This is a genomic window from Thermus sp. (assembly GCF_037444525.1).
GTDB lineage: Bacteria > Deinococcota > Deinococci > Deinococcales > Thermaceae > Thermus.
Map to the genome: position 1 here is coordinate 1 of NZ_JBBIMD010000017.1, position 22,825 is coordinate 22,825.

Annotated in this window: 28 protein-coding genes, 1 tRNA gene and 2 pseudogenes; 20 read left to right on the plus strand and 11 right to left on the minus strand. The window is 67.6% G+C overall.

Annotation, left to right across the window (positions count from 1 at the left end):
• Positions 1-403 (plus strand): annotated as a pseudogene (locus WKI94_RS04115) (integrase core domain-containing protein); the annotation flags it as partial.
• Here WKI94_RS04115 and nrdR read toward each other — a convergent pair.
• Both nrdR and WKI94_RS04125 read right to left on the minus strand, forming a co-directional pair.
• On the minus strand, positions 343-783 hold the full coding sequence (gene nrdR, locus WKI94_RS04120; protein ID WP_337844509.1) for a transcriptional regulator NrdR: 441 nt from the start codon (positions 781-783) through the stop codon (positions 343-345). The pseudogene WKI94_RS04115 and the gene nrdR overlap by 61 nt on opposite strands.
• Positions 780-1,487, minus strand: a complete 708-nt coding sequence (locus WKI94_RS04125; RefSeq protein ID WP_337844510.1) for an SDR family NAD(P)-dependent oxidoreductase — start codon at positions 1,485-1,487, stop codon at positions 780-782. Before WKI94_RS04125 ends, nrdR begins: the two co-directional genes overlap by 4 nt.
• Before the next feature lie 28 nt (positions 1,488-1,515).
• On the opposite strand from WKI94_RS04125, the gene WKI94_RS04130 reads away from it, so the two are divergent.
• Positions 1,516-1,995, plus strand: a complete 480-nt coding sequence (locus WKI94_RS04130; protein WP_337844511.1) for a macro domain-containing protein — start codon at positions 1,516-1,518, stop codon at positions 1,993-1,995.
• Here WKI94_RS04130 and WKI94_RS04135 read toward each other — a convergent pair.
• Positions 1,992-2,837: a putative Ig domain-containing protein gene (locus tag WKI94_RS04135; RefSeq protein WP_337844512.1), complete on the minus strand. Its 846-nt coding sequence runs from the start codon at positions 2,835-2,837 to the stop codon at positions 1,992-1,994. The two genes, WKI94_RS04130 and WKI94_RS04135, sit on opposite strands and share 4 nt — an antisense overlap.
• Positions 2,838-2,869: 32 nt before the next feature.
• Between WKI94_RS04135 and dcd the strand changes: the two genes are divergently transcribed.
• Genes dcd through trmH form a run of 5 tightly spaced genes read left to right on the plus strand, consistent with a single transcriptional unit; the run spans position 2,870 to position 6,272 of the window.
• Positions 2,870-3,415 carry a dCTP deaminase gene (dcd, locus tag WKI94_RS04140; RefSeq protein WP_337844513.1) on the plus strand — a complete coding sequence of 182 codons (546 nt, stop codon included), beginning with the start codon at positions 2,870-2,872 and terminating at the stop codon, positions 3,413-3,415.
• A gap of 2 nt (positions 3,416-3,417) precedes the next feature.
• The gene (locus WKI94_RS04145) at positions 3,418-4,017 is read left to right on the plus strand and encodes a peptidylprolyl isomerase (RefSeq protein ID WP_337844514.1); all 600 of its coding nucleotides are present in this window, start codon (positions 3,418-3,420) and stop codon (positions 4,015-4,017) included.
• Positions 4,014-5,093: an ATP phosphoribosyltransferase regulatory subunit gene (locus tag WKI94_RS04150; RefSeq protein WP_337844515.1), complete on the plus strand. Its 1,080-nt coding sequence runs from the start codon at positions 4,014-4,016 to the stop codon at positions 5,091-5,093. Before WKI94_RS04145 ends, WKI94_RS04150 begins: the two co-directional genes overlap by 4 nt.
• On the plus strand, positions 5,090-5,713 hold the full coding sequence (gene hisG, locus WKI94_RS04155; protein WP_337844516.1) for an ATP phosphoribosyltransferase: 624 nt from the start codon (positions 5,090-5,092) through the stop codon (positions 5,711-5,713). The genes WKI94_RS04150 and hisG overlap by 4 nt, the downstream gene beginning before the upstream one ends.
• Entirely contained in the window at positions 5,697-6,272 is a 576-nt protein-coding gene (gene trmH, locus WKI94_RS04160) for a tRNA (guanosine(18)-2'-O)-methyltransferase TrmH (protein WP_337844517.1), read from the plus strand. The genes hisG and trmH overlap by 17 nt, the downstream gene beginning before the upstream one ends.
• On the opposite strand, the gene WKI94_RS04165 is transcribed toward trmH, so the two are convergent.
• From WKI94_RS04165 to WKI94_RS04180, 4 genes are read right to left on the minus strand one after another with little or no spacing between them, the layout of a single operon-like run.
• Positions 6,262-6,498: a hypothetical protein gene (locus tag WKI94_RS04165; RefSeq protein ID WP_337844518.1), complete on the minus strand. Its 237-nt coding sequence runs from the start codon at positions 6,496-6,498 to the stop codon at positions 6,262-6,264. The two genes, trmH and WKI94_RS04165, sit on opposite strands and share 11 nt — an antisense overlap.
• Before the next feature lie 2 nt (positions 6,499-6,500).
• Positions 6,501-6,692, minus strand: a complete 192-nt coding sequence (locus tag WKI94_RS04170; RefSeq protein ID WP_337844519.1) for a hypothetical protein — start codon at positions 6,690-6,692, stop codon at positions 6,501-6,503.
• Complete coding sequence (locus WKI94_RS04175; RefSeq protein ID WP_337844520.1) at positions 6,682-7,638, minus strand: branched-chain amino acid transaminase; 957 nt, start codon at positions 7,636-7,638, stop codon at positions 6,682-6,684. Before WKI94_RS04175 ends, WKI94_RS04170 begins: the two co-directional genes overlap by 11 nt.
• Positions 7,639-7,670: 32 nt before the next feature.
• Positions 7,671-8,579: a hydrogen peroxide-inducible genes activator gene (locus WKI94_RS04180; protein WP_337844521.1), complete on the minus strand. Its 909-nt coding sequence runs from the start codon at positions 8,577-8,579 to the stop codon at positions 7,671-7,673.
• 105 nt (positions 8,580-8,684) lie between these two features.
• On the opposite strand from WKI94_RS04180, the pseudogene WKI94_RS04185 reads away from it, so the two are divergent.
• Positions 8,685-9,594, plus strand: a pseudogene (locus WKI94_RS04185) (manganese catalase family protein).
• A 56-nt stretch (positions 9,595-9,650) separates the two neighbouring features.
• Here WKI94_RS04185 and dprA read toward each other — a convergent pair.
• Entirely contained in the window at positions 9,651-10,643 is a 993-nt protein-coding gene (gene dprA / locus WKI94_RS04190; protein ID WP_337844522.1) for a DNA-processing protein DprA, read from the minus strand.
• Between the two features lie 48 nt (positions 10,644-10,691).
• Here dprA and era point away from each other — a divergent pair, with 48 nt between their 5' ends.
• Positions 10,692-11,597, plus strand: coding sequence for a GTPase Era (gene era / locus WKI94_RS04195; RefSeq protein ID WP_337844523.1), 906 nt, complete (start codon positions 10,692-10,694; stop codon positions 11,595-11,597).
• Between the two features lie 46 nt (positions 11,598-11,643).
• Positions 11,644-12,525, plus strand: a complete 882-nt coding sequence (locus WKI94_RS04200; protein WP_337844524.1) for an acyltransferase — start codon at positions 11,644-11,646, stop codon at positions 12,523-12,525.
• Here the strand turns inward: WKI94_RS04200 and WKI94_RS04205 are convergent.
• From WKI94_RS04205 to WKI94_RS04215, 3 genes are all read right to left on the minus strand, one after another.
• Positions 12,522-14,096 carry an HD domain-containing phosphohydrolase gene (locus tag WKI94_RS04205; protein WP_337844525.1) on the minus strand — a complete coding sequence of 525 codons (1,575 nt, stop codon included), beginning with the start codon at positions 14,094-14,096 and terminating at the stop codon, positions 12,522-12,524. The two genes, WKI94_RS04200 and WKI94_RS04205, sit on opposite strands and share 4 nt — an antisense overlap.
• 71 nt (positions 14,097-14,167) lie before the next feature.
• Positions 14,168-15,799 (minus strand): formate--tetrahydrofolate ligase, encoded by a 1,632-nt coding sequence (locus tag WKI94_RS04210; protein ID WP_337844526.1) that lies wholly within the window; start codon positions 15,797-15,799, stop codon positions 14,168-14,170.
• 22 nt (positions 15,800-15,821) lie between these two features.
• A complete protein-coding gene (locus tag WKI94_RS04215; protein WP_337844527.1) occupies positions 15,822-16,745 on the minus strand; it encodes a threonine/serine dehydratase in 924 nt (307 codons plus the stop codon).
• A gap of 22 nt (positions 16,746-16,767) precedes the next feature.
• Between WKI94_RS04215 and WKI94_RS04220 the strand changes: the two genes are divergently transcribed.
• The 10 genes from WKI94_RS04220 (at position 16,768) to WKI94_RS04265 (ending at position 22,825) form a co-directional block, all read left to right on the plus strand.
• Positions 16,768-17,166 carry an NUDIX domain-containing protein gene (locus WKI94_RS04220; protein WP_337844528.1) on the plus strand — a complete coding sequence of 133 codons (399 nt, stop codon included), beginning with the start codon at positions 16,768-16,770 and terminating at the stop codon, positions 17,164-17,166.
• The gene (gene thiI / locus WKI94_RS04225; protein WP_337844529.1) at positions 17,163-18,320 is read left to right on the plus strand and encodes a tRNA uracil 4-sulfurtransferase ThiI; all 1,158 of its coding nucleotides are present in this window, start codon (positions 17,163-17,165) and stop codon (positions 18,318-18,320) included. The genes WKI94_RS04220 and thiI overlap by 4 nt, the downstream gene beginning before the upstream one ends.
• A gap of 21 nt (positions 18,321-18,341) precedes the next feature.
• Positions 18,342-18,569: a preprotein translocase subunit SecG gene (secG, locus tag WKI94_RS04230; protein ID WP_337844530.1), complete on the plus strand. Its 228-nt coding sequence runs from the start codon at positions 18,342-18,344 to the stop codon at positions 18,567-18,569.
• 36 nt (positions 18,570-18,605) lie between these two features.
• Positions 18,606-18,681: transfer RNA gene (locus tag WKI94_RS04235), tRNA-Ala, on the plus strand.
• A 95-nt stretch (positions 18,682-18,776) separates the two neighbouring features.
• Positions 18,777-19,082 (plus strand): 50S ribosomal protein L21, encoded by a 306-nt coding sequence (gene rplU, locus WKI94_RS04240; protein ID WP_337844531.1) that lies wholly within the window; start codon positions 18,777-18,779, stop codon positions 19,080-19,082.
• A gap of 3 nt (positions 19,083-19,085) precedes the next feature.
• Positions 19,086-19,343 (plus strand): 50S ribosomal protein L27, encoded by a 258-nt coding sequence (rpmA, locus tag WKI94_RS04245; protein WP_016328532.1) that lies wholly within the window; start codon positions 19,086-19,088, stop codon positions 19,341-19,343.
• Positions 19,344-20,594: a GTPase ObgE gene (gene obgE, locus WKI94_RS04250; protein WP_337844532.1), complete on the plus strand. Its 1,251-nt coding sequence runs from the start codon at positions 19,344-19,346 to the stop codon at positions 20,592-20,594.
• 53 nt (positions 20,595-20,647) lie between these two features.
• Complete coding sequence (nadD, locus tag WKI94_RS04255) at positions 20,648-21,208, plus strand: nicotinate-nucleotide adenylyltransferase (protein WP_337844533.1); 561 nt, start codon at positions 20,648-20,650, stop codon at positions 21,206-21,208.
• Positions 21,183-21,728, plus strand: coding sequence for a bis(5'-nucleosyl)-tetraphosphatase (symmetrical) YqeK (gene yqeK / locus WKI94_RS04260; RefSeq protein WP_337844534.1), 546 nt, complete (start codon positions 21,183-21,185; stop codon positions 21,726-21,728). Before nadD ends, yqeK begins: the two co-directional genes overlap by 26 nt.
• Entirely contained in the window at positions 21,728-22,825 is a 1,098-nt protein-coding gene (locus tag WKI94_RS04265; RefSeq protein WP_337844535.1) for an LCP family protein, read from the plus strand. The genes yqeK and WKI94_RS04265 overlap by 1 nt, the downstream gene beginning before the upstream one ends.

The following is a 22,825-nucleotide window of genomic DNA, read 5'->3' on the forward strand; positions in this document are numbered from 1 at the left end:
GTCCGTTTCCCATCCGGGCGGTGCAGGTGGATGGGGGTAGCGAGTTTATGGCGGAGTTTGAGGAGGCCTGTAGGGGTTTGGGCATCCGGTTGTTTGAGCTTCCTCCGCGGAGTCCCAAGTTGAATGGGCATGTGGAGCGCATGCAGCGGGCGTTTCGGGACGAGTTTTACACGCGTCCTCTGCCTTCTGGGATTGAGGGGCTTCAGCGGGAGTTGGATGCGTATTTGGACTACTACAACGGGCGGAGGCTGCACCGGGCTTTGGGGGGTCTTGCGCCCTTGGAGTTCCTGGCTAAGCTCAAGGAGGAGGGGGTCCCCACAGAGTCTCAAATGTGCTGGCCAACTACACACCTAGGCGGCGGATCTCCTCAATGAAGCGCTCCACCGAGTCAAACTCCCGGTAGACGGAGGCGAAGCGGATGTAGGCCACCTGGTCCAGCTCCCTGAGGAAGGCCATGGCCTTGAGGCCGATCTCCTCCGAGGAGATCTCGGGGCCCGGGACCTGGTCCTCAAAGGTGTAGGCGAAGCGCTTCAGGGCCTCGAGGTCCACGGGCCTCTTCTCGCAGGCGAGGAGGAGCCCCCTTAAGAGCTTGTCCGGGTTGAAGGGTTCCCTTCTCCCATCCCGCTTCACCACCATGAGGGGCTCCAGCTGGGTCCTCTCGTAGGTGGTGAAGCGGCGCTCGCAGGCGGGGCACTCCCGCCTCCTGCGGATGGCCGCCCCTTCGTCGGAGGGCCTGGAGTCCACCACCCGGGTGTCGGGATGGCCGCAGTAGGGGCACTTCACGGCACCTCCCGGTAGAGCTCGTAAAGCTCGAGGGGCATGGGGGGCTCGGGGAGCTGGACGGAGAGGAGGGCCCCCCGGATGCCCTCGGAGACCATGGACCCAAGGCCCAAGGCCGCCCGCACCAGGGGCTGGTCGTGCTCTTCGGAGACCGGGTCCCGGGAGGGGACCACCCCGTTCACCCGCACCCCGGGGAAGGTGCGGGTGGCCCCCTCAATGAGCCCTTCCACCGCCTTGCGCACCGAGAGGGTGTGGGGCTCCAGGCGGGCCTCTGGAGGGAGGACGATGGTCACGAACCCCCCGCCCGCCAGGTGCCTTAGGCCCTGCTGGAGGACGTAGAGGCTGGACTTCACGTCCTGGCTCATGAGGTCGTACCACTCGCTTTCCAAAAGCTCCACAAAGGGGGTTTTGCTCTCCGCGGTGGTCACATGGACGATCCCATCCAGAAGGCCAAAGAGCTCTTCCACCTTCTCAAAGGTGCTGGTCACGTCCAAGACCACGCTCATGTCCCCCCGGATGGGGATGGCCGTGGCCCCCAGGGCCTCCACCTCCGAGGCCACGGCGGTGGCCAGCTCCACGTCGGGGTCCACGGCGATGACCGTGGCCCCGTTACGGCCGTAGCCGTGGGCGATGGCCCGGCCGAAGCCCCGGCCTGCGCCGGTGACCATGACGATCCGCCCCTCGAGGCCCAAGAGATCCCGTGACATCAGGCCCATTGTACGGGAAAATAGGGGTATGGCCCGCATCCGGGTGGCGGAAGGAGATATCACCGCGTTTGAGGGGGATGCCCTCGTGAACGCGGCCAACAACTGGCTCAAGCTGGGCGCTGGGGTGGCGGGGGCCATCCTCCGGAAGGGAGGGGCCTCCATTCAGGAGGAGTGCGACCGGATAGGCCCCATCCGCGTGGGGGAGGCCGCGGTCACGGGGGCGGGGAACCTGGGGGTGCGCTACGTGATCCACGCCGCCGTCTTGGGGGATGAGCCCGCCAGCTTGGACACCGTGCGCCGGGCCACGAGGAGCGCCCTGGAGAAGGCGGTGGAGCTCGGCCTAAAGACCGTGGCCTTTCCCCTCCTCGGCACCGGGGTGGGGGGGCTTCCCGTGGAGGCCGTGGCCCGGGTCATGGTGGAGGAGATCAAAAGGGCTCCGGACACCCTGGAGGTCACCCTCTATGGGTACCGGAAGGAGGACGCGGAGGCCATCCGCAGGGCCCTTTAGGGGGTTCCCGTTCCCTCCTTGGTCGCCGGGGCTTGGGGCGGGAAATACCCCTCCTTGAGCCTCTCCAGGTCCTTGGGACCCACCTCTTTGTCCCCGTCCAGGTCCCCGGGGAGGTTTTCCCCCTTCTTCCCCCAGTTCTGGGCCAGCTTCAGGAGGTCCTCAAACCGCCCTTTGCGGGGGAGGGGCTGGCCCATGGGCTTCCCCTCCTTGTCGTAGAAGACCACCTTGGGGGTGAGCCTGGGGGTGAGGGGCTTTTCGGCGCTTAGGAGGAGGCGGAAGACCTCCTGGTCCTTAAGAGGCTTGGGGAAGGCCATGTCCAGCCGGAGGAGGCGCTTTTCCCCGTCGTAGTCCAGGAGGTAGGCGGGGCTTAGGGTCTTCAGGGTCTCTAGGCTTGGGGTAAGGTCGGGGAGGGGAAGCTCCAGCTGGAAGCCCAAAGCCTCCCGGGCCTCGAGGCGGGCCAGGAGGAGGAAGGGCCCCTCCACCTGGGCGGGGGGGAAGACCAGGGCGAGCCTGGGGGGCGGGGGGTCCCCCACGGTGAGGGTGAGTTTCTGGGCGTGGCTGTTTTTGGCCGCGTCTTCCACGGTGAGGATCAGGGGGAACTGCCCCTTCTCCTTGGGGGTGCCGGAAAGCCTTCCTCCCTGGAAGGCGAGGCCCTCGGGGAGCTTGCCCTCGAGGCTAAAGGCATAGGGCCGAACCCCCCCTTCCGCGCTGAAGGCGAAGCTGTAGGCCTCCCCTAGATAGGCCGGGGGGAGGGTGGAGGCGGTAATCCTTAGCGCCTCCGTTCCTCCAAGGTCCTGGGTGCCGCAGGCGGCGAGGAGGAGAAGAGGCCAGAGCTTGCGCATATGAGGTCAGTGTAGCCGGTATAGTTGAGGGCATGGTGAAGCCGGACTGGTGGATCCGGGAGATGGCGAGGAAAGGCATGATTGAGCCCTTTGAGGAAAGGCTCGTGCGGGAAGGGGTCATCAGCTATGGGCTATCCAGCTTCGGCTACGACCTAAGGGCGAGCCGGGAGTGGCGCATCTTCACCAACGTCTTCTCCACGGTGGTGGACCCCAAGGCCTTTGACGAGCGGAGCTTTGTGGAGTACGAGGGGGACGAGGTCATCATCCCCCCGAACTCCTTCGCCCTCACAAGGAGCGTGGAGTACATCCGCATGCCGGAAAACGTCATCGCCATCGCCCTCGGCAAGAGCACCTACGCCCGGTGCGGCATCGTGGCCAACGTGACCCCCCTAGAGCCCGGCTGGGAGGGGCACGTGACCCTGGAGATCTCCAACACCACCCCCCTCCCCGCCAAGGTGTACGCGGGGGAGGGCATCGTCCAGCTCCTCTTCCTGGAAGGCCCAAGGCCCGAGGTCACCTACCGGGACCGGAAGGGGAAATACCAGGGCCAGCGGGGGATCACCCTGCCTCGGGTGTAGCCATGCCCTACCTCCTCTTCCTCCTTGCCTTTTTCCTTTCCGCGTGCAAAGGTGAGGCCATGCGGCCCCTGCCTTACCTTTCGGAAAGGCCCATTAGGAGTTTCAAGGCCCCCGAGCCCGTTTTGGAGCCGGGGAAGGACTACTTCGCCCGCCTAAAGACCACCAAGGGGGAGGTCCTCATAGACCTCCTGGAGAAGGAGGCCCCCAACACGGTGAACTCCTTTGTCTTCCTGGCCCTCCACCGCTACTTTGAGGGGGTGGACTGGCACCGGGTCATCCCGGGCTTCGTGGCCCAGACCGGGGACCCCACGGGCACCGGCCGGGGCGGGCCCGGCTACACCTTCGGGCTGGAGATCGTTCCGGGGTTGGGCTTTGACCGGGAGGGGGTGGTGGGCATGGCCCGCACCCAGGACCCCAACTCCAACGGGAGCCAGTTCTTCATCACCCTAGGCCCCGCCCCCCACCTCACGGGGGCCTACACGGTCTTCGGCCGGGTGGTGGAGGGCATGGAGGTGGTTAGGCGCCTCGCCCCCACGGAAGGCCCTGGGGCTGGGGGAGGGCGGGACCGGATCCTTTCCGTGGAGATCCTGGTCAAGGAATGATCCCCGAGGGCACCCGCTTCCTCCTGCCCCCTGAGGCCCGCTATCGGGCCGAGGTCATGGACCGCCTCCAGGCCCTCTTCGCCCGCTATGGGTACGAGCGGGTGGAGCTTCCCGCCTTGGAGCTTTACGACCCTGCCCACCCCCTGGCGGAGCGGGCCTTTAAGCTGGTGGACAAGACCGGGGAGGTTTTGGCCTTAAGGAGCGAGTTCACCACCGCCTTGGCCCGGCTCCTTAAGGTCCACCCCCGGCCCGGGGTGGTGCGCTACCAGTACGCGGGGACCCTTTGGCTTAGGGAGGCGGACGCGGAGCTTGGGCGCTATAGGGAGTACACCCAGGTGGGCCTCGAGCTCATCGGGGCCACGGGGCCCCTCGCGGACGCGGAGGTCCTGCACCTGGCCCTGGAGGCCCTGGAGGCCTTGGGGGTGGAGGCCGTCCTCGAGGTGGGCCTCCCCGCCCTGGTGGGGGAGGTGCTCCGGGCCTCCGGCCTGCCTCAAAGGGCTAGGGAAGCCCTGCAGCGGGCCGTCCACCGCAAGAACCTCCCCGAGCTTGCCGAGCTCCTCTCCGCCCATCCCGTGCCCCTTGCGGTCCGGGAGGCCCTCCTCGCCCTTCCCGACCTCTACGGGGGGCGGGAGGTGCTGGAGGAGGCGAGGCGCCTCCCCCTTCCCCCCAGGGCCCAAGCCGCCCTGGAGGGGCTGGAAAAGACCCTGGAGCTTTTGGATCGCCCCGTCCTTCTAGACCTCGGGATGGCCCGGCGGTTTGAGTACTACTCGGGCATCTTCTTCCGGGCCTACGCCCCGGGCTTCGGCCTGCCCCTCCTTGGGGGTGGGCGGTACGACGGGGCCCTCCTTCCCATGGCCGCGGGCTTCGCTTTGGGGGTAGAAAGGCTTTTGGAGGCCCTCCGCCCAAGCCCAAAGGAGGCCCCCCCGGAGGTCTTGGCCCTGGACCTGAAGGCCCTCCGCCTTTTCGCCCGGGAGAAGCGGGTGGAGCTCTTCCACGGGGAAGACCCCCTGGCCTACGCCCGGGCCCGGGGCATCCCCTATCTGGCAGAAGGGGAGAGGATCTGGAGGGTGGAATGAGGCGCTTTCTCCTCACCGTGGCCCTGCCCAAGGGGCGGATCTTCCAGGAGGCCTACGAGGCCTTGAAGGGGGCGGGCCTTCCCCTTCCCCCCCTAGGGGAGGCCCGGGCCCTCCTCCACGGGGAGGAGGGTGGGGTGGGGCTTTTGGAGCTCAGGAACAAGGATGTGCCGGTCTACGTGGACCTGGGCATCGCTGAGGTGGGGGTGGTGGGGAAGGACATCCTCCTGGAGTCTGGACGGGACCTCTATGAGCCCGTGGACCTGGGTTTTGGGGCCTGCCGGCTCTCCCTCATCCGCCGCCCGGGGGACACAGGTCCCATCCGCCGCATTGCCACCAAGTACCCCGCCTTCACCGCCCGGTGGCTCAAGGAACGGGGTTGGGCCGCGGACATCGTGGAGCTTTCCGGCAACATTGAGCTTGCCGCGGTCACGGGCCTGGCGGATGCGGTGGTGGATGTGGTCCAGACCGGGGCCACCCTGAGGGCGGCGGGCCTTATAGAAGTGGAGGTTCTGGCCCACTCCACCGCCCGGCTCGTGGTGAACCGGCAGGCCCTCAAGCTCAAGCGGGACCTCTTGAAGCCCCTCATCGCTAAACTGAGGAACCGTGACCGAGGCCCGTAGGCGGCGCATAGAGGAGGTCCTCGGGCGCAGGCAGCCCGACCTCACGGTGCTTTTGGAAAACGTCCACAAGCCCCACAACCTCTCGGCCATCCTGCGCACCTGCGACGCGGTGGGCGTCCTCGAGGCCCACGCGGTGAACCCCACGGGGGGCGTGCCCACCTACAACGAGACCAGCGGGGGGAGCCACAAGTGGGTCTACCTCCGGGTCCACCCCGACACCCCCTCGGCCTTCGCCCACCTGAAGGCCCAGGGCTTTAGGGTCTACGCCACCGCCCTTAAGGAGGGGGCCCTGGACTACCGGGAGGTGGACTACACCCAGCCCGTGGCCGTGGTCTTTGGGGCGGAGAAGTGGGGGGTTTCGGAGGAGGCCTTGGCCCTGGCGGACGGGCACCTTTACATCCCCATGCTGGGCATGGTGCAGAGCCTAAACGTCTCCGTGGCCGCGGCGGTGATCCTCTTTGAGGCCCAAAGGCAAAGGCTCAAGGCGGGGCTCTATGGCAAGCCCCGCCTTTCCCCGGAGCTTTACAGGAAGGTCCTGGAGGACTGGCTTAGGAAGTGAGGAGGGCCTCCTCCTCCAAAAGCTCTTCTAGCCCCTTGGCCTTGACAGCGAGGACGGAAACCAGCACCTGGAGTTCCCCCCAAAGCTCCTCGTCCTCTGGGTTGGCCTCCGCCTTACGCCAAAGGGTACGGAAGGCCTCCGCGGCCTCGTCCAGCTCCGCAAGGAGGACCTTTAGCACCTCCTTGAGGTGCTCCTTTCTTATGGACTTCCGGGCAGATTGGCCCATGGCTAGTCCTCCTTTCCCATTCTCCGCAAAAGCCGCCGCACCCGGATCTGGTACGCCTCAATCTCCTTTTCCCAGTAGCGAATGAGCTCCCATCGGGGTGAAGGTTTCAGCAGTTCGGCCTCTATCTTGGCCTGGTGTTCCCGGATGCGCGCTTGGTAGCTGGCGATGCTTTTCCATAGGCGCTTACTGCCCATTCACGTAGGTGAGCCACCCTTCGTACTCCGGCCTCAGGCCCCGGGCGGCCTCGAGGTACACCTCCCGGAGCTTCAGGGCAACGGGCCCGGCGGTGCCCGAGCCGATGGGCCGCCAGTCAATCATGGACACGGGGGTGACCTCCGCGGCGGTGCCGGTCATGAAGACTTCGTCCGCCATGTAGAGCTGGTCCCGGGTGGCCCGCACCACCTGGACCTCGTAGCCCAGGTCCCGGGCGATGCGGATCACGGAGTCCCGGGTGATGCCCTCCAGGTTCACGGAGTGCTCCAGGGCGTAGACCACCCCGTCCCGCACGAAGAAGAGGTTCTCCCCGCTTCCTTCTGCCACATAGCCCTCTTCGTCCAGCAACAGGGCCTCATCCGCCCCCGCGGCCACAGCCTCCATCTTGGCCAGGGCGGAGTTCACGTAGTTGCCCCCGATCTTGGCCTTGCCGGGGAGGACGTTGGCGGGGAAGCGGGCCCAGGAGCTGGTGATGAGCTTGGCCCCCTTGCGCACCGCCTCCTCCCCCAGGTAGGTCCCCCACTCCCAGGCGGCCACCATGACCTCCGCGGGGTTGTTGGGAAGGGGATTCACCCCCAGGGCCTTGGCCCCCATCCAGGCCAGGGGGCGGATATAGCAGCTCTTGTAGCCGTTTTGCCGCACCACCTCCTTGATGGCCTCCTCCAGCTCCTCGGGGGTGTAGGGGATCTCCATGCGGAGCACCTTGGCGGAGTGGAAAAAGCGCCTGATGTGCTCCTTCAGGCGGAAGACGGCCGGCCCCTTGGGGGTCTCGTAGGCGCGGATCCCCTCAAAGACGCTGGTCCCGTAGTGGAGGGCGTGGGAGAGGACGCTCACCTTGGCCTCCTCCTGGGGCACCAGGCGGCCGTTCATCCAGATGAGCCCGGCTTTGATCTGCACGTCCCCGCCCTTGGCTTCCGGCTTGACCATGGCGAACCTCCGGCCCTCATCATAGCGCTTTTTTACCCCCTGGCCTCGAGGCGTAAGGCCTCCGCCAGGGCCCCCGCCTCCTCCCCTAGGGCCAGGGCCAAGGGTCTTTTCAGGGCCCCGGAGCGCACCACCAGGTGGATCGTACGCCCGGCCCCCGGAGGGGCTAGGGGCCTTAGGTGCCGCCGTTTCTCCCGAGGTAGGGTCCAAAGGGCCACCTCCGGTAGGAGGGTAAGCCCCCCCACCTCCTCCACCAAGCGGACCAGGGTCTCCAGGTCCCCGCTTTGGAACTCCACCTTCCGGTTCCCCAGGCTCGGACGGCAGGCGGCGAGGACCTGCTCCCGGAAGCAGTGCCCCTCCGCCAGGATCCAGGTGTCCTCCAGGGGGATCTCCAGGGGATGGAGGGCCTCTTGGGCGTAGAGGGGGTGGTGGGGGGAGAGGTAGGCCAAAAAGGCTTCCTGGAAGAGGGGGTGGGTTTCCAGCCCTGGGGCCTGTTCCTCCGTGCCGATGAGCCCCGCGTCCAACCGCCCTTCCAGGAGGCCCTCGAGGATGCCCGGCGTGAGCTCTTCCCGCACGGAAAGCTCCAGGCCAGGGAAGCGGGCCCTTAGCCGGGGGAGGAGGCGGGGGAGGAGGTAGGGTCCTAGGGTGGGGATGACGCCCAGCCGGAAAGGCCCCTGGAACAGCTCCTCCTCCCCCCGGGCCAGGGCCTTGAGCCTTTCCACCTCCTCCAGGACCCGGCGGGCCTGGGCCACCACCTTGCGGCCCATCTCCGTGGGCTCCAGGGGCCTTTTGCTCCGGTCAAAGAGGACCACCCCGAGCTCCTCCTCGAGGCGCCGGATCTGGATGCTTAGGGCCGGTTGGGTCAAAAACACCCGCTCCGCGGCTCGGGTGAAGTGGCGTTCCTCGTCCAGGGCCACCAGGTAGCGCAGCTGGTCCAAGGTCATAAGTCTATTTTATGATGTGAGTATCAAAAATCTATTGGACTTATGATCTAGGCCCGACCTACCCTAGGGACGGTCCGGAGATCCTCCGGGCCAGGAAGTGAGAGGATGTTCCTGAGGATAGACCGGTTGCAGATTGAACTCCCTATGCCCAAGGAGCAGGACCCCAACGCCGCCGCCGCGGTGCAGGCCCTCTTGGGCGGGCGGTTTGGGGAGATGTCCACCCTGATGAACTACATGTACCAGTCCTTCAACTTCCGGGGGAAGAAGGCCCTCAAGCCCTACTACGACCTCATCGCCAACATCGCCACGGAGGAGCTTGGGCACATTGAGCTCGTGGCCGCCACCGTCAACGCCCTTCTGGCCAAGAACCCCAGGAAGGACCAGGAGGAAGGGGTGGACCCCGTGGCCGCGCCCCTAGGCTTCGCCAAGGACGTCCGAAACGCGGCCCACTTCATCGCCGGCGGGGCCAACAGCCTGGTCATGGGGGCCATGGGGGAGCACTGGCACGGGGAGTATGTCTTCACCAGCGGCAACCTCATCCTGGACCTCCTCCACAACTTCTTCCTAGAGGTGGCCGCCCGCACCCACAAGCTCCGGGTCTACGAGATGACGGACAACCCCGTGGCCCGGGAGATGATCGGCTACCTGTTGGTGCGGGGCGGGGTGCACGCTGCCGCCTACGGCAAGGCCCTGGAGAGCCTCACAAGGGTGGAGATGACCAAGCTCCTGCCCATCCCCCGCATTGAGAACAGCAAGTTCCCTGAGGCCAAGAAGTTCATGGACCTGGGCTTCCACCGCAACCTCTACCGCTTTAGCCCGGAGGACTACAAGGACCTCGGCCTCATCTGGCGGGGCGCCTCCCCCGAGGATGGGAGCGAGGTGGTGGTGGTGGACGGGCCCCCCCCAGGGCGGCCCTGTGTTTGACGCTGGCCACGACGCCGCGGAGTTTGCCCCCGAGTTCCACCCCGCCGAGCTTTACGAGATCGCCAAGAAGCTCTACGAGAAGGCCAAATAGGCCAGGGGACTAAACCTTCCCGGAGGGCCCCGCCGCGGACGCGTGCGGTGGGGTCCTTAGCCTGCCCCGTACCGCCCCCCAGGGAAGGGCCGGGCCAGGCCCTTGAGCTCGAGGCGGACGAGGAGGCCCAGGACCTCCCCCAGGGGAAGGCCCAGGGCCTCGGCCAGGGCCTCGGGGAGGGCTTCGCCCTTCAGGAGGGCCTCGTAAAGGGCCCTTTCCTCCGGGGAAAGCCCAGGGTCTTTAGGGCGCCCCTTCAGGCCCAGGTAGGAAAGGGCGTCCTCGGGGACCAGGACGGGGTAGGCCCCGTCCTGGATGAGACGGTTGGCCCCGAGGGAGTTCTCGTCCGTGGGCCGGCCGGGCACCGCCAGGACCTCCTTCCCCAGTTCCAAGGCGTACTTGGCGGTGATGAGGGCCCCGGAGTCCAGGGGGGCTTCCACCACGATCACCGCCTGGGCCAGCCCCGCAATGAGGCGGTTTCTACGGGGGAAGAACTCCGCCTTGGCCCCGGTGCCGAAGGGGAACTCCGAAAGGAGGTCCATCTTTTCCGCCAGGGGGCGGTGCTCCGGGGGATAGATCCGGTCCAGGGCGCTTCCCAAGACCCCAAGGGTCCGGCCGTCCACCTCCAGGGCCCCCAGGTGGGCCTCCCGGTCGATCCCCCGGGCGAGCCCCGAGACCACATAAGCTCCGGCCTCCGCCAGGGCCCGGGCGAGCCTCCGGGCAAAGCCTAGGGCCCAGGGGGAGGCTCTGCGGGTGCCCACCAGGGCCACCGCGGGCGCCTCGAGGGCCCCTTTGAGGTAGACGTGGGTGGGGGGCTGGGGGAGGGTCTTCAGGCCTTCGGGGAAGGCCTCCTCCCATAGGCCCAGGATCCTCACCCCTAGGGCCTCCGCCCGCAGGCGCTCAGCCTTGGCCCGGGCCAGGGCCCCTTCCAGGTGGGGGAGGGCCTGGGGGAAGCGCTCCTTTAGGGCAAGAAGGGGGTCTTTCTCGGCGAGGAGCTCCAGGAGCCTCTTGGGGCCGATCCCGGGGAGGAGGGCCAGGGCCAGAGGGTCCATGGGGGTATACTAAACGGGAAAGGGGCCGGCTTAGGGCCGGGATTACCTATGGAAGAGAAGACCTACTCCGGATTCGTGGCCATCGTGGGCAAGCCCAACGTGGGCAAGTCCACCCTGCTCAACAACCTCCTGGGGGTGAAGGTGGCCCCCATCAGCCCCCGCCCCCAGACCACCCGCAAGCGCCTCCGGGGCATCCTCACCGAGGGAAGGCGCCAGATCGTCTTCGTGGACACCCCGGGCCTGCACAAGCCCATGGACGCCCTGGGGGAGTTCATGGACCAGGAGGTCTACGAGGCCCTTTCCGACGTGAACGCGGTGCTTTGGGTGGTGGACCTTCGCCACCCCCCCACCCCCGAGGACGAGATGGTGGCCAAGGCCCTTAAGCCCCTGGCGGGGAAGGTACCCATCCTCCTCGTGGGGAACAAGCTGGACGAGGCCAAGTACCCCGAGGAGGCCCTTAGGGCCTACCACACCCTCCTCCCCGAGGCCGAGCCCCGGATGCTTTCCGCCCTGGACCCGCGCCAGGTGGCGGAGCTTAAGGCGGAGCTTTTCGCCCTCCTGCCCGAAGGGCCCTTCTTCTACCCCGAGGACTTCGCCAAAAGCGACCAGGACTTTGGGGAGTGGGTGGCGGAGATCGTGCGGGAAGAGGCCATGAAGCGCCTCTGGCACGAGCTTCCCTACGCCATCGCCACCAAGACCGAGGAGGTGGCGGAGCGGGAAAACGGCGTCCTCTACCTCAAGGTCCTCCTCTTTGTGGAAAGGCCCTCTCAGAAGGGCATCGTCATCGGGGAGGGGGGGCGGAAGCTCAAGGAGATCGGCCAGGCGGCCAGGAAGCAGCTGGAGGTCTTCCTGAACCGGAAGATCTACCTGGACCTCGAGGTCAAGGTCTACCCCGAGTGGCGCAAGGATCCGGAGGCCCTGAGGGAGCTCGGGTACCGCTCCTCCATAGGGTGAGCCGGGTTTCCTTGGGGCCTTGGGAGGGTAGTAGGATATCCCTACTATGCCCTGGCTCCTGCCGAAGGCCATCCTGCCCCTCCATGAAAAGGCCCTGGACCGGTTCATCGGTAGCCTGGTGGAGCGGCTTTCCGACCCCAGCGTGGACCGGAACGCCCTGGTGCGGGAAGAGCTGGCCCGCCTCCTTTACGGCCGGCCCTACGGGGAGCTTTTGGAGGTGAGCCCCCTCCTGGCCATGGGCTTAGACCCCGAGGGCATCACCTTTGAGGCGGAGTACTACGCGGCCACGGATCCGGAGAAGTTCCAAAAGGTCAAGCCCCTCCTTTGGTTTTGGAAGGTTCTGGACCTCACCCCCATCGGCCAGTCCGTGCACTCGGGGGTGGCCATCAGGCGCGCCCTGGCCCCCTTCATCTTCAAGCGGGTGGGGAAGAACCCCAAGTTCTTCCAGAACGTGGAGTTCTCCGTGGGGTACAACCTGGAGCTAGGGGACGAGGTGGTGGTCCACCGCTATGTGCTCCTGGACGATATCGGCGGGATTAAGATCGGGGACCGCACCTCCCTTTCCGACTACGTGAACGTCTACAGCCACACCCACCACGTCCTGGCCTCCCCCGACGTGACCCTGAAGGAGACCATCATCGGCAGCGGGGTGCGCATCACCTACCACGCCACCATCCTGGCCGGGGTGCGCATCGGGGACGACGCTATGGTGGGCACCGGGGCCATCGTCACCCGGGACGTCCCTCCCCACGCCATCGCCCTGGGCATCCCCGCCCGCCCCGTGCGCTACAAGGTGCGCCACGACTGCCCCTACTGCCGAAAAGGGGAACCCCACCCCTCGGACCTCATCCCCAAGGCCGAGGACCGCAAGGGCAACCCCGACTACCCCGACTTCCTCCCCCCAGGGTTTGGGACCCGGGAGGCCTAAGGGGATTCCAAAAGCCGGAGAAAGGCCGCCACCACTTGGGGGTCCAGGGTTTTTCCCGACTGGGCCGCAAGCTCCTTCCGGGCCTCCTCGAGGCCCCAGGCCCGCTTGTAGGGCCGTGGGGAAAGGAGGGCGTCCCACACGTCCACCACCGCGAGGATGCGGGCCTCCAGGGGGATCTCCTCCCCCTTAAGCCCCTTGGGGTAGCCCGAGCCGTCCCAGCGCTCGTGGTGGTAGAGGACCATGTGGAGGGCGGTCTTGGGCAGGAAGGGGAGGTTTTTCAGGATCTCCGCCCCCACCTCGGGGTGGGTTTTCACCGCCCGCCACTCTCCGGTGGAAAGGGCGGCGGGCTTCTTGAGGATCTCGTCGGGCAGGGCCAGCTTCCCCAGGTCGTGGAAGTAGGCCCCCAGGCGGAGGCCCTCGAGGTCGGGAAACCCCAGGGCCTTTCCCAGCCTTAGGGAAAGTTCCGCCACCCGCTCGGTGTGCCCCTTGGTTTCCAGGTCCCGGTACTCCAGCACCTGCGCCAGGGCCTTGAGGGCGGCCTCCTGGGTGGCCTGAAGCCGCCTGAGCTGAAAGAGCCGTTCCAGGGCTTCCTCCAGGGCGTGGGCTACAATGTTTAAAAGGGTTTCGTCCTCCCTGCGGTAGGGCACGGGGGTCTGAAAACTGCCCAGGGCCAGGACCCCGTACCGATGCCCTTCCGGTTTTAGGGGGGCCAAGAGGGCAGAGCGAAGGCCAGCTTCCACGTAGGGCTTTAGGGCCCCGGGAAAGCGGGCATAGTCCTCCACGTAGACCGGCCCTTCCCAGAGGCGGGGATGGCCTAGAAGCCCCATGCCGAAGCGGATGGGGTGTTCCTCGTAAAGCCGGGGGAAGCCTGGGGGGTAGCTCCCCGTGAAGACCGCGGTGCGGACGGTGCTCTCTTGGAAGAGGTACAGGGCCCCCCCATGGTAGGGCGTGAGCTCCAGAAGGGTTTCCAGGGCCTCCTGGGCCATGCTGAGGGGGTCCTTGGCGCTTTCCAGGTTCAGGGCAAGCTTCAGGAGGCGCTCTGCCCGGTGGGCCTCCCTCCTGGCCTCCTCCAAGACCCCAAGCCGGGAAAGGACCACCCCCGCGGCCTCGGCCAGGGCCTGGAGCCAGAAGGTTTCCTCGGGGAGGATCTCCCCCGGCCCCCCTGCGGTGTCCAGGCTGAGGACCCCGATGACCCCTTCCGGGGTGCGAAGGGGCACGCCCAGGTAGGCCCCCCCTTCCCGCCTCCCCGATAGGAAGATCACCCGGGGGTCCTGGCTAACGTCGGGAAGGAAGAGGGGCTCCCCCTTCTCCAGGACCTCCCAGGAGATCCCCTGGCCCCGGGGCAGGCGGAAGCCCACCTTGTCCTGGCTTAAGCCCCGGGCGGCCACCAGTTCCAGCGCATCCTCTTCCGGCCGGTAGAGGAAGAGGAGGACGGAGGTGGCCCGGGTTTCCCGCTTGGCGGTTTCCACCGCGGTTTCGTAGACCTCCTGGGCGGTCTTCAGGGGGACAAGCAGACGCCAGGCCTGGACCAGGGTCTGCAGGCGCTTAAGCTCCAGCACCTCGGGGGACATCCCCCCTATTCTACGGGGGGTTCTTCCGCCTCGGGGAAAAATCGCAAAAAGCCCTTGGGGTACGTCTGGTCTTAGTAGTCCATGCCCCGGATGTTCCCCTCCTCGTCCACGTCAATCCCTAGGGCCTGGGGTGTCTTGGGAAGGCCGGGCAGGGTCTCAATCCCCCCCATGTAGACCACCACGAACCCTGCCCCCAGGCGGCAGCGGAGGTCGGTCACGGTCACGGTGAAGCCCTGGGGCCGGCCCCGGAGTTTGGGGTTGTCGGAAAGAGAGGTGGCGACCTTGGCCATCACCACGGGAAGGGCCTGGCATCCTTCCTTTTCGGCGGCCCTTAAGGCCCGGCGAGCCTCCTCCGTGTAGGCCACCCCTTCCGCCCCGTAGACCGCCTTGGCGATGGCCTCAATCTTGGCCTCCAGGGGCCAGTCCAGGGGGTAGAGGGGCCGGTAGGCGTGGGGGTGGTCTATGGCCTCCAGGACCTTCTCCGCCAGCTCCAACCCCCCTTCCCCACCCCTGGCGTAGACCTCGCTTGGGGCAAAGAGGAGGCCCTGCTCCTCGGCGAAGCCCCGCACCAGGGCGATTTCCTCCTCGGTGTCGGTGGGGAAGCGGTTCAGGGCGATGACCGGCCGGTAGCCGAAGAGCTCCACGTTTTCCACGTGCTTTTCCAGGTTGGCGAGGCCCCTGACCACCGCCTTGGGGTCGGGCATCTCGTAGGCGTCCTGGCCCCCGTGGTAGCGGAGGGCCCGCACCGTGGCCACCAGGACCACCGCCTCGGGGACCAGCCCTGCGGTGCGGGCCACCACGTTCATGAACTTCTCCATCCCAAGATCGGTGGCGAACCCCGCTTCCTGGACCACGTACTCCGCCAGGCCCAGGGCCATGCGGCTCGCCCGCACGGAGTTGGTCCCGTGGGCGATGTTGCCGAAAGGGCCCATGTGCACCAAGGCCGGGTTCCCCTCCGCGGTTTGGACCAGGTTGGGGAAGAAGGCCTGGTGGAGCAGGGCGGCCATGGCTCCCACCGCCCCCAGGTCCTGGGCGTAGACCGGCTTGCCGCTCCAGGTGAACCCCACCCGGATCCGGCCCAACCGGGCTTTGAGGTCCTTAAAGTCCTGGGCCAGGCTCATGAGGGCCATGACCTCGCTGGCCACGGTGAGTTCAAACCCCCCCTCCCGGGGCACCCCGTGGGCCTTTCCTCCCAGGCCCAAGACGATGCGCCTTAGGGCGCGGTCGTTCATGTCTATGGCCCGCTTGAGCTCTATGCGCCGGGGGTCCAGGCCGAGCTCGTTCCCCTGGTGGAGGTGGTTATCCAAGAGGGCGTTCAGCAGGTTTACCGCGCTGGTGACCGCGTGGAAGTCCCCCGTGAAGTGGAGGTTGATCTCGTGCCGGGGCTCCACCCGGGCTTTCCCCCCACCCGTGGCCCCGCTCTTGACCCCGAAGACGGGCCCCAGGGAAGGTTCCCTCAGGGCCAGGGCCGCCCGCTTTCCTAGCCGCCAAAGGGCGTCCGCCAAGCCGATGGCGGTGGTGGTCTTGCCCTCCCCGGCGGGGGTGGGGGTGATGGCCGTGACCAGGATGAGCCGCCCCCTGGCCTTAGGGGGGTCCCCCAGGACCTTGGCCATGTGGGGGCCGTAGAAGTAGAGCCGGTCCTTCCCAAGCCCCAGCTTGGCCGCCACCTCTTCTATGGGTAAGAGCTGCTCCTTGACGATCACGGGGGAAGCATACCCCTAGGGCCTAGGGAGAGAAGTCCCGGTTGCCCCCGGAAAGCAAAAGGGCCAGGCGTTGGGGGAGGCTTTCCCCGTGCTCCAGAACCGCCGCCAGGGGGAGGGCGCCGGTGGGCTCCACCACCTGCTTGAGCCGGGTGAAGAGGAGGCGCTCAGCCTCGAGGATGGCCCCTTCGCTCACCGTGAGGATCCCGTCCACCCGCATCCTGAGCACCGGAAAGGTTTTTTCCCCAAGGCTTAGGGTCCTGACCCCGTCCGCCCGCGTCTTTGGGGCTTCCCTAAGCCGCACGATCTCCCCCCGCTCTAGGCTCTTCTTGGCGTCGTCCGCCCCCTCGGGCTCCACCCCAAAGACCAGGACTCCCGGGGCCAGGGCCTTCACCGCCGTGGCCACCCCCGCCAAAAGCCCACCCCCGCCCACGGGGACGAGGACCGCCTCGAGGCCCTCCGCCTGGGCCAGAAGCTCGAGCCCCACGGTGCCCTGCCCGGCCATGACCAAGGGGTCGTCAAAGGGGTGGATGAAGGCGTAGCCCGTCTCCTCCAAAAGGGCCTGGGCCACCCTTTCCCGGTTCTCCGGCGTAACCCCCCGGTCCACCACCTCCGCCCCCAGGGCCCGGGTGGCCGCCTTCTTGTAGGGGCTCGCCTCCTCCGGCATGACGATGAGGGCGGGCACCCCCAGGACCCGGGCGGCGTAGGCCACCCCCTGGGCGTGGTTCCCGCTGGAGACCGCGAGGAGCCCCTTGGGGTTTTCCAAGGTGAGGGCTTTGGAAAGGGCCCCCCTGGCCTTAAAGCTCCCCGTCTTCTGGAGGTGTTCTCCTTTAAAGAGGAGGGCCTTCCCCAGAAGGGCATCCAGGCTTCTGGAGGTGAGGAGGGGGGTGTGGTGGATATGGGGGGCGATGCGGTGGGCGGCCTCCTGGATCTCCTTTAGGCCCAGCATGGCCCCATGGTACGATGAAAGGATGCGGCGCGCGGTGGCCCTTGCCGCCTGGAAGGACGGAAAACTCCTTTTGGTCCGGCGCCCCCTCCACGACCCCGAGTTTCCTGGGGCCTTGGGCCTGCCCGCGGTGCGCCTGGAGCCCGGGGAAGAACCCGAGGAGGGCGCAAGGCGGGTGGCCCGGGAGAAGCTCTTGGCCGAGGTGGAGGTCCTGGGCCCTAAGGGGCATGGGGTGGAGGTGCGTCCCTCCTATACCCTAGAGCTTTGGGTGTACGAGGGAAGGCTCCTTTCTGAGCCCCGCCTCCCTGAGCCTAGGCCCGGCCGTACCTACTACACCGAGCTCGTCTGGGGTAGGCCGGAAGACCTCCAGCCCGCGGCCCGCATGGGTTCCCTTTGCAGCCGGCTTTACCTGGAGGCCCAATGACCAAGGTTTGGGTTCAGTTTTTTCACGAGATTGCCCTGAAGGGTCAAAACCGCAGGGTGTACCAGAAACTGGCCAAGGACCACCTGGCCCGGGCCCTTAAAGGGCTTGGAGTCCGTTGGGAAGCCGATTTTGCCCAGGCAGTCCTCCTCGCCCTGCCCGAGGAGGCTTGGCCGGAGGCCCGGGCGCGCCTGGAGAAGACCCTGGGGGTGGAGCGCTTCGCCAGGGTGGTGGAGGCCCCTTGGGACCTCGAGGCTGCAAAGGAGGCCCTCGCGCCCCTCTTGGAGAGGCCTTTGGCCTCCTTCCGGGTCACGGCCAAGCGCGCGGACAAGGCCTTCCCCCTCACCTCCCCCGAGATAGAGCGCCTCCTGGGGGCCTTCATCCAGGAAAAGACCGGGGCGCCCGTGCGGCTTAAGGGAGCGGAGCGGGAGTTCGTGGTACGGGTCCTTCCAGGAAGGATTCTCCTGGAGGCCGAGGCCCATCCTGGCCCTGGGGGCTTCCCCCCGGGGAGCGCGGGCCGGGTGGTGGCCCTCCTCTCAGGGGGCATAGACTCCCCCGTGGCCGCCCACCGCCTCATGCGCCGGGGGGCGGAGGTGGTCTTCGTACACTTCCACCCTTACCCCCTCCAGGAGGGCCTGGGCCGGGAGAAGGCCAAGGCCCTGGTGGAGCACCTCCTACCCTACCAGCACCGGGCCAGGCTCCACCTGGTGCCCTTTGGGGAGGTGCAGGAGGCCATCGTCCTCTCCGCCCCCAAGGACTACCGGGTGGTCCTCTACCGTCGCTTCATGCTCCGCTTGGCGGAGCGGATCGCGGAGGAGGAGGGGGCCTTGGCCCTGGTCACGGGGGATAGCCTGGGCCAGGTGGCCTCGCAAACCCTGGAGAACCTCCACGCGGTGAGCGAGGCTGTGTGCCTGCCCATCTTCCGCCCCCTCATCGGCCTGGACAAGGCGGAGATCATGGCCCTAGCCCGCTCCCTTGGGACCTACGAGATCTCCATCCAACCCGATGAGGACTGCTGTAGCCTCTTCGTTCCTGAGCACCCCGTGACCCGTGCCCGGCTTTCCGTGGTGAAAAGGGCGGAGGAGGGGCTTCCCGTGGAGGACCTTCTGGCCAAGGCCCTTTCGGGGCGGGAGCGGTTGGACTACGCCTGGCCCTAGGGCGGAGTGTATAGTGGGGCCATGGACGTGCTCTACACCCTGGTGGTCCTCCTCTTCCTTGGCGTGGCTGGCCTTCTCGTCTACCTGGTCCTCATCCAGGAGCCCAAACAGGGCGCGGGCGACCTCATGGGCGCCTCCGCCGACCTCTTCTCCGCCCGGGGGGTCACGGGCGGGCTTTACCGCCTCACCGTGGTTCTGGGCGTGGTCTTTGCTGCCCTGGCCCTCCTCCTCGGGCTCTGGCCCCGTTGACAAGAAGCGGGGGCCCCGGTACCATAGGCGTTGCCTGGGGCCGTGGCGCAGTTGGGAGCGCGCCTCAATGGCATTGAGGAGGTCAGGGGTTCGAATCCCCTCGGCTCCACCAAAAAGCCCCCCGAAAGGGGGGCTTCGGCTTGAAGGGGCCTCCTTCTTCCGGTATAGTGGAGCTCTGGTAGGGCCGGGGGCCCGGGAGGAAAGGGAATGTTCGCGATCGTCAAGACGGGTGGCAAACAGTACCGGGTGGAACCGGGGGCAAAGCTCCGGGTGGAGAAGCTGGACCTCGAGCCCGGCGCCACGGTAGAGCTTCCCGTCCTCCTCGTAGGGGGCGAGAAGACCGCCGTGGGGGCCCCCTTTGTGGAGGGGGCCAAGGTGGTGGCTGAGGTCCTGGGCCACGGCAAGGGCAAGAAGGTGGTGATCTCCAAGTTCAAGGCCAAGGTGCAGTACCGCCGCAAGCGGGGGCACCGCCAGCCCTACACCGAGCTCATCGTGAAGGAGATCCAGGGGTAAGCCATGGCGCACAAAAAGGGTCTTGGTTCTACCAAAAACGGCCGCGACTCCCAGGCCAAGCGCCTTGGGGTGAAGCGCTACGGCGGCCAGGTGGTGCGGGCAGGGAACATCCTCGTCCGCCAGCGGGGCACCCGGTTCAAGCCGGGCAAGAACGTGGGCATGGGCCGGGACTTCACCCTCTTTGCCCTGGTGGACGGGGTGGTGGAGTTCCAGGATAAGGGGCGGCTGGGCCGGTACGTGCACGTGCGCCCCTTGGCCTAGATGTTCCAAGACGTCCTCCTGATCACCGTCGCCGCTGGAAGAGGCGGCGACGGTGCCGTCTCTTTCCGCCGGGAGAAGTTCGTCCCCAAGGGCGGCCCGGACGGGGGGGACGGGGGCCGGGGGGGGTCGGTCTACCTCCGGGCCCGGGGAGGGGTGGACTCTTTGGCCGAGCTTTCCAAGCGCACCTACAAGGCGGAAGACGGCGAGCACGGCCAGGGAAGCGGCCGCCACGGCCGCGCGGGGCGGGACCTCTACATAGAGGTTCCCCGGGGTACCCGGGTCTTTGACGCGGACACCGGGGAGCTCCTGGCGGACCTCTTGGAGGAGGGAGAGACCGTCCTGGTGGCCCGGGGTGGCGCCGGGGGGCGGGGGAACGCCCACTTCGTCACCCCCATCCGCCAGGCCCCCCGCTTCGCGGAAGCGGGGGAGGAGGGGGAGAGGCGGCGCCTCCGCCTGGAGCTCCTCCTCATTGCCGACGTAGGCTTGGTGGGCTACCCCAACGCGGGGAAGTCTAGCCTCCTCGCCGCCACCACCCGGGCCCACCCCAAGATCGCCCCCTACCCCTTTACCACCCTGAGCCCCAACCTGGGGGTGGCGGAGGTGGGGGAGAAGCGGTTCACCCTGGCGGACATCCCGGGGATCATTGAGGGGGCGAGCCAGGGGAGGGGCTTGGGCCTGGAGTTCCTGCGCCACATCGCCCGCACCCGGGTTCTCCTCTACGTGCTGGACGCCACGGAAGACCCCTTGTCCACCCTAAAGACCCTCAGGCGGGAAGTGGGGGCCTACGACCGGGGCCTCCTCCAGAGGCCTAGCCTGGTGGCCCTGAATAAGGTGGACCTCCTCTCGGAAGGGGAGGTGGCGGAAAGGGTGCGGGCCCTTCAGGAAGAGGGGCTTCCCGTCCTGCCGGTGAGCGCCCTTACGGGGGAGGGGCTTCCCCTCCTGAAGGAAACCCTCCTCGCCCTGGTGGAGGCCACCCCGCCCCCCGAGCTGCCCAAGCCCCCACGCCCTCGGCAGGAGGTGCCTCCCCTGGAGGTGGTGGCCCTGGAGGAAGGGGTGTACGAGGTGCGTGCCCCCGAGCTGGAGCGCTACCTCCGCCGCATTAAGGGGGATCTGCAGGAGGCCGCGGGCTACCTGCAGGAGGTCTTCCGCCGGCACGGGGTGGAGGCGGCCCTAAAGGCCAAGGAGGCCCGGGCTGGGGACACGGTGCGCATTGGGGGGCTGGAGTTTGAGTACATCCCGGAAGCGGTCTAGGACCGGGTAGGTGGGTCTTACCTGTAGACTTCTCGGTGGGGGGAGGGGCTTACGTGCGGATCGGACTTTTTGGGGGCAGCTTTGACCCCATCCACATCGGCCACCTCTTGGCGGCCAGCGAGGCCGCGGAGGCCTTGGGCCTGGACCGGGTGCTCTTCGTGGTGGCCGCCCGCCCGCCCCACAAGACCCCCGTGGCCCCTCCCGAAGCCCGCTACGAGATGGTCCTCTTGGCTACGGCGGAGGACGGGCGCTTCAGCCCCTCGAGGCTGGAGCTGGACCGTCCGGGGCCGAGCTACACCGTGGACACCCTAAGGGAGGCGAGGCGGCTTTTCCCGGAAGCCGAGCTCTTCTTCATCACTGGGGCGGACGCCTACCGGGACCTGCCCACCTGGAAGGAGGGGATGCGGCTTGGGGACTACGCCACCCTGGTGGCCGTGGCCCGGCCGGGCTACCCCTTGGAGGCCCTTACCGCCCCCGTGATTCCCTTGTGGGTGCCGGAGGTGGGCATCTCCAGCACGGAGATCCGCAGGCGTGTAAAGGAGGGGCGCTCGGTGCGCTACTGGGTGCCCCGGCCCGTGGAGGTGTACCTTGAGCGGAACGGATACTACCGTTAGCTTTTCGGAAAAGGTGCGGGCCCTGGTGGGCCCCGAGCGCTGGGCCCATATCCAGCGCGTGGCCGAGCTGGCCCGGGCCATCGCGGAAAGAAACGGCCTGGACGGGGCAAAGGCCTACCTGGCAGGGCTCCTCCACGACGCCGCCCGCGACCTCCCCGAAGCGGAGCTTCTCCGCCTGGCCTCCCCGGAAAACCCCGTGGAGGAGGCCCACCCCCTCTCCCTCCACGGCCGGGCGGCCCGCCGGCTGGCCGAGGCCTGGGGGGTGGGGGATGGGGAGGTGCTGGAGGCCGTTGAGGGGCACGTCTTCGGGGTGAGCCCGGAAAACGGCATCGGCATGGCCCTCTACGTGGCCGACGTCTCCGAGCCCGGCCGGGGGGTGAACGGGGAGATCCGCGCCCTAGCCCTTGGGGGGAACCTCCTCGAGGCCTACCGCCGGGCGGTGCGGAACAAGGTGGAGTACCTCAAGGCCAAGGGGGTTCCCATCCATCCCAAGACCCTCGAGGTCTACGAGCGCCTCTGATGCGTCCGCGCCTTTCCTTCCTCCTCCTGGCCCTGGCCCTTTTCCTCCTAGGGGGGGTGCTCTCCCTACCCCGCACCCCAAGGGAGGAGGCGGTGCGGCCGGTGCGGGCTGGGCCTTTGCCGGAGATGGGCCTGGTGGTGGCCGCCCGGGACATAGAGTATTGCGGCTACCACACCCCTTGCGGCCCAGGAAGCCGCACGGACACCATCTTCTACGTGCGCCTCGTGGGGAGTGAGGCCAAGGCGGTGGCCCTCCCCCGGGACCTCTATAGCCCCCTCGTGGGGGGCAAGATCAACGCCGCCTATGGCCGGGGGGGAGCGGAGCTTTTGAAGCGCGCGGTGGAGGAGGCGGTGGGGATGGTGGCCGAACGCCACCTCATCCTCACCTTGGACAGCGTGGCCAAGGTGGTGGACGCGGTGGGCGGGGTGGAGGTGGTGGTGGAAAAGCCCATGCGCTACCAGGACCGGGCGGCGAAGCTCTACATCAACCTGGAACCTGGGCGCCACCTCCTAAAGGGCACGGACGCCGTGGCCTACATGCGCTTTCGGCACGACGCCCTGGGGGACTACGCCCGCCTAGACCGCATCAAGGAGGTCCTGGCCCAGGTGCTAAGGAAGGCCCAGAACCCCGCCACCTGGCCTGCCCTCTCCCTGGCCCTACGGCAGGTTTGGCAGGAGTTGGACACCGACCTCACCCTGGAGGAGGCCCTGGCTCAGCTTCCCGCGGTGCGGACGCTCACCCTCTCCCTCGCTACCCTTCCCACCCGGGAGGGGGTGGGGACCTTCCTGTACCCCGACGAGGCCCGGAAAGCGGCTTTCCTCTCCGCCTTCTTTGGGGCCACGCCCCCCCTGGAGCCCCCCCAGGTGGCCGTCCACCTTAAGGGGGAGGGGCCTCTACTGGCCTGGGCCCGGGCCTGGCTTTCCGCCTTGGGCCTAGCGCCCACCTGGGAGGAAGCTCCCGTGGGGAGAAGCGCCCTCTACACCCAAGATCCTGTGGCTGGGGCCTTTTTTGCCGACCTCTTCCACCTGCCCCTCCTCGCCCCCCACCTGCCCGTGGAGGGGGTGGTGGTGGAGTTGGGGCCGGATCTGCTACCATAG